Genomic DNA, 4,119 nt, shown 5'->3' with positions numbered 1-4,119 from the left:
CCTGCGCTGGTGCGATCGTTCTTCGCCGATCCTCATCTGGCCTACATCGCCGCCAGCCTCCGATAGTCCAGAAACCCACGAACTGATTGGATCATTGCACGCATATTGCACGGTGGGTCGATTGTGTGAACGCCCAGGGCGCGAATGCAGGCCTACGATCTAGATCAGTTCTCCCTATCGGGCTCCGTGGCCGTGGAATTGTTCTGGGGGACGGCGCTACGGAGCTCCTCTATCAGCGGCCACAACGGGCTGCCGCTCTGATCGAAGGTATCGAGATCGATTTCGATACGCTGATCCTTATCGATGATCTTCGCATTCGATGCATCGTCGTTCTTGGTCGGCTTGGGGACTGATCGACTAGCTCTCCCGGGATCGTCTCGATTAGAGAAATAGACTCCGACCACGAGAACCAAAGCGACGCTGGCAAGAGACATCAGCCATGCCCAACCAGGTTTGAACCGCAGTGGCCGCCTCTTGATCACCCATTTCCTCCAATGTGCGCCTCTCGCCCTCCCCACAGTTGATTGTCGCGGATCAGGGCGAACAGGGCGATGTCCGGGAGACAGCTCTGCTGATACCCGACGGTCAGATCCGTGGCACGAGATTAGCGAGCACACAAGGGCCCAGCCCTATGCACACTGCCACAGAAAGCGACCCTCTCTGCCATCAGCACTAAGAAATCCGTAGCCGACACCGGCATCGCCGAAGTTGACATCATAGAACTCGTCACTGCCGTCAAGCTGGAACAGGAAGCTCCAATCCCCGGGCGGATACTCCTCGTCCTGGAGCCAGGTGGGGGAACCGCCAAGCCGGTTGTCCCAGCCCTCTCCGAGTTCGGCAGGACCGGCCGGCATCAGGTCGACAGCAAGATCCTCACTCATCGTGGGGCCCTCCGCCTCACCAGTCACCGCGATGAAGGAGGGCACACGTCCGGGCTGCACGATCAGCGCGTTCTCACCCCCCTCGCTCTCCCACGTGCCATCGACGAAGTCCTCACCACCGGTCATGAACAGGTAGGCCATTCGAGTCCCCTCCCCGGGAAGCCGAAACTGGCCTAGGAACATCATCGGTGTTCCCAACTCGGTGGACAGCGGCCACTGCGGCACGTCAACCCACACCGGCTGGCCACCCAACTTGGTCACTGGCTCCAGGATGGGCGCGTCAGCCTTGCTGAGCACCAGGCGCCGGGCGGATTCGCTGATCGTCACAGGAGCAGACCGTAGCGCCTACGACCGACAAGACGCCTTGTGTGTGGCTCCCGGCCTGGCCCCTTGAGGCTCGACCTTCTGTTTACAAGGTCCCAAACGATCTTCGTGGGTGTTCGTAGGCGTCCGCCACCTCGTCGATTGACATCCTCGCCGTTCGTTTTCGTTCACAGGAGTTCAAGATCGTCCGTTTGGGTGGTTCCCATGGAGCAGTCAGTCGCGGCCCAGTATGGGGAATCGCTCCTCAACGGCAATAAGCGCGTCCACGAGCGGCGGGAGGTCTGTCTGGTCCAAGCCCTCGATCACGAAGTTAAGGGTGTTCCGCATCCCAGGATGATCAGCCACAGTCCCTGAGATCGACAGAGAACCTCTGGCATGGCATTCGACGTTGACCTCAATCCAATTCTCCACGGAGGACAGGGTGGCGCTTCCCCGGACTCCTGCGTAGACGCGTTCCAAAGCCATCCGGAAGTCGCGGAGCTCATCGGCCCGAAGCCCCGCATCGATCCTGGCCGTGAATCCGCCGACCCCCACATGGATGGGAGAGGTCAGCCAGTTTCCGTCCCAGAAGTCGGTAGAGCCAGGATGCATACGACTGCGAACCTGGATGAGCACATGATCGCACTGCCCTCCTCTGCCGATGACGATCTCCGTAGGATCCACATGGTCATTCTCTCCGAGAGTCGTCCGGCTCTCTACAGGGCGTCTACCGTTCCGGCTTTCCGCTCGCCTTCTCCGGCGATGCAGCCGTAAAGCAGGATCGCCCGTCTCAGCGATCACGCCGCATACCTCCAACCGTGGGAGATGCGCATCAACCGGCGGTGTCTATGGCCTCGCTTGAACGCAGACCGCAACAACGTGGCTCGGTGGTCCAGGGCTGAGGAACGAAGCCCTGGACCACCGATCGCCCCCAAGCACGTACGTCGGCCAGCCATGCCGTGGCGATCGTAGTGCTGCATCTGTGCGGCGTCGTCCACAGCAACCCTGCCGGAGCGCTCGGTAGTACGTTACGGCGATCACCCTGGAACCGGAGTGCCCTCGCCAGAGGCGTTCATCCTGGCCTGGCTACGGAATTCGCTGAGCCAGCCGGCTATCGCATCGTCGTCGTGGAGATACTCGCCTTCGGGGCCGGTACGCAGGTCGATGCCGTGGAGGAGTCCTAGCGCCCACCACACGAGGTCATCGTCTACATCGGGGACATCGGCACAGACCCATTGCGCGGCCCACCGATCGACCTCGTCACGGGTCGCGGCGCCGTGGAGAAGGCCTTCGAAGTGCGCTTCGATCTCGGCGCGGGATGGTTGAGCCGCCACGGGGTTCAGGGTCTCATGCCTGCGCGCGGCCCGAGCACGGCCGCGCGCGAGAACGGCCCCAAGGCCGCACGCTCGGCGTGCGGCCGAGCGCAGGGCCGCGCGCGGCGGCGGAGTCGCCGCCTTGAGTACGCCGTGGAGCTGGAGGAGCTTTCGGCAAATCCGCTGCACCGGATCAAGTGGAAGCCGCCCAAGACCACCGAGACGGTAGATCCTCGGATCGTGGTCAACCCTCGACAGGCGCAAGAGCTGCTGACCGCGGTGACCTACATAGGCAGGCGGGGACGCGGTAGGCGGCTCACGGCCTTGTTCGCGTGCATGTACTACGCCGCTCTCCGGCCGGCCGAGGCCATCGCCCTGCGTAAGGGGGACTGCGACCTTCCAGAGATGGGCTGGGGACGCCTCCTCATCGACGTCTCCCGGCCGGAGGTCAACACGCAATGGACGGACACCGGCGACGCTCACGAGGAACGTGGACTCAAGCATCGCGGACGGGATGACGTCCGGCCCGTGCCCATCCCGCCGACCTTGGTCACAATCCTGCGAGACCACATCGCCGAATTCGGGCTGGGGCCGAACGGCCGACTTTTCCAGAGCGAGCGCGGCGGAGTGGTCGCCTCAACGGCCTACACAGAGGTCTGGCAGGAGGCACGCAAGTTGGCCTTCACGCCCGCCCAGGTCGCCTCTCCGCTCGCCAAGCGCCCCTACGACCTCCGGCACGCGGCCGTATCCCTCTGGCTCAACGCCGGCGTCCCGGCTCCGGAGGTGGCCGAGCGGGCGGGTCACAGCGTTGACGTCCTCCTCCGCGTCTACGCCAAGTGCATCGACGGCCACCAAGAGATCGCGAATCGGAGGATCGATGACGCCCTGGCAGCCTGAGCCGTCAGAGATCTCCCCTCGGGAGGAGTGCGGAGATACGATCCAGCCCATGTCGGATCGAACGGTTAGTGAGTACGCGTACACGTACACATCACCTACCTCGCGACGCGCGGACGGCGGGGAGTGCATCTGGTACCGCTCGCACGAGGGCTCCTATGACCTGATCCGTACCGGCAAGGAGGGCAGACGGCGGTATCACGTCTTCGATGCTCAGAGCGGAGAGCATCTGGAGGAGTTCACGAGTTGGGATGCCGGCCACCAGTGGATAGAGGAACGGCTGCGATCAGCGTGAACATGCGCGTCAGGGTCCCGGATGATCTCCGGGGCCCTTTGGCGTTCCTGGGACGCGCGACCCCCGAAACCGCTGGTCCGACCTGCGAAAACGACTCCAAGATCATTGCGCGTATATTGCGCGACCACCGACAAACGGCCGCTTAGAGCTGCCTACAGCGACATGTCCCTGAAACGCAGAAGAGGCCCCGAAGGGCCTCTGAGCTGCACTTACTGCTGGTGGCAGGTGCAAGGTTCGAACTTGCGTAGGCTGAGCCGACGGTTTTACAGCGCGTGACCGTTGCGGCTGAGATATGGCCTTCCACCTGCGGCATGACCGTGTCTCACCACAGTGCGAATCATGATCTAATCCGTTCATAGGTTTTCGGACTTTCTGGGATGGTCTGTGGGACGATTCATGCATGGCGAGGTTGGGACGGCGGGCCAGCTATGAG

5 protein-coding genes are annotated in these 4,119 nt (G+C 62.9%); 1 reads left to right on the top strand and 4 read right to left on the bottom strand.

Translation table 11 applies throughout. From position 1 onward, the window contains the following. Positions 1-164 precede the first annotated feature (164 nt). The 4 genes from AB0J69_RS61500 to AB0J69_RS61485 form a co-directional block, all read right to left on the bottom strand. Entirely contained in the window at positions 165-482 is a 318-nt protein-coding gene (locus AB0J69_RS61500) for a hypothetical protein (RefSeq protein ID WP_364138622.1), read from the bottom strand. A 147-nt stretch (positions 483-629) separates the two neighbouring features. After that, entirely contained in the window at positions 630-1,208 is a 579-nt protein-coding gene (locus tag AB0J69_RS61495) for a hypothetical protein (protein WP_364138620.1), read from the bottom strand. Positions 1,209-1,418: 210 nt separating this feature from the next. Further along, complete coding sequence (locus AB0J69_RS61490) at positions 1,419-1,868, bottom strand: hypothetical protein (RefSeq protein ID WP_364138618.1); 450 nt, start codon at positions 1,866-1,868, stop codon at positions 1,419-1,421. A 353-nt stretch (positions 1,869-2,221) separates the two neighbouring features. Continuing rightward, positions 2,222-2,518, bottom strand: coding sequence for a hypothetical protein (locus AB0J69_RS61485; RefSeq protein ID WP_364138615.1), 297 nt, complete (start codon positions 2,516-2,518; stop codon positions 2,222-2,224). 132 nt (positions 2,519-2,650) lie between these two features. On the opposite strand from AB0J69_RS61485, the gene AB0J69_RS61480 reads away from it, so the two are divergent. Then, the gene (locus AB0J69_RS61480; protein ID WP_364138612.1) at positions 2,651-3,394 is read left to right on the top strand and encodes a tyrosine-type recombinase/integrase; all 744 of its coding nucleotides are present in this window, start codon (positions 2,651-2,653) and stop codon (positions 3,392-3,394) included. The last annotated feature ends 725 nt before the right edge of the window (positions 3,395-4,119 follow it).

The sequence above is a fragment of the Nonomuraea sp. NPDC049709 genome, assembly GCF_040674815.1.
Lineage (GTDB): Bacteria > Actinomycetota > Actinomycetes > Streptosporangiales > Streptosporangiaceae > Nonomuraea.
The sequence above is the reverse complement of the archived record's forward strand: the minus strand, read 5'-3'. Positions and strand labels throughout refer to the sequence as shown.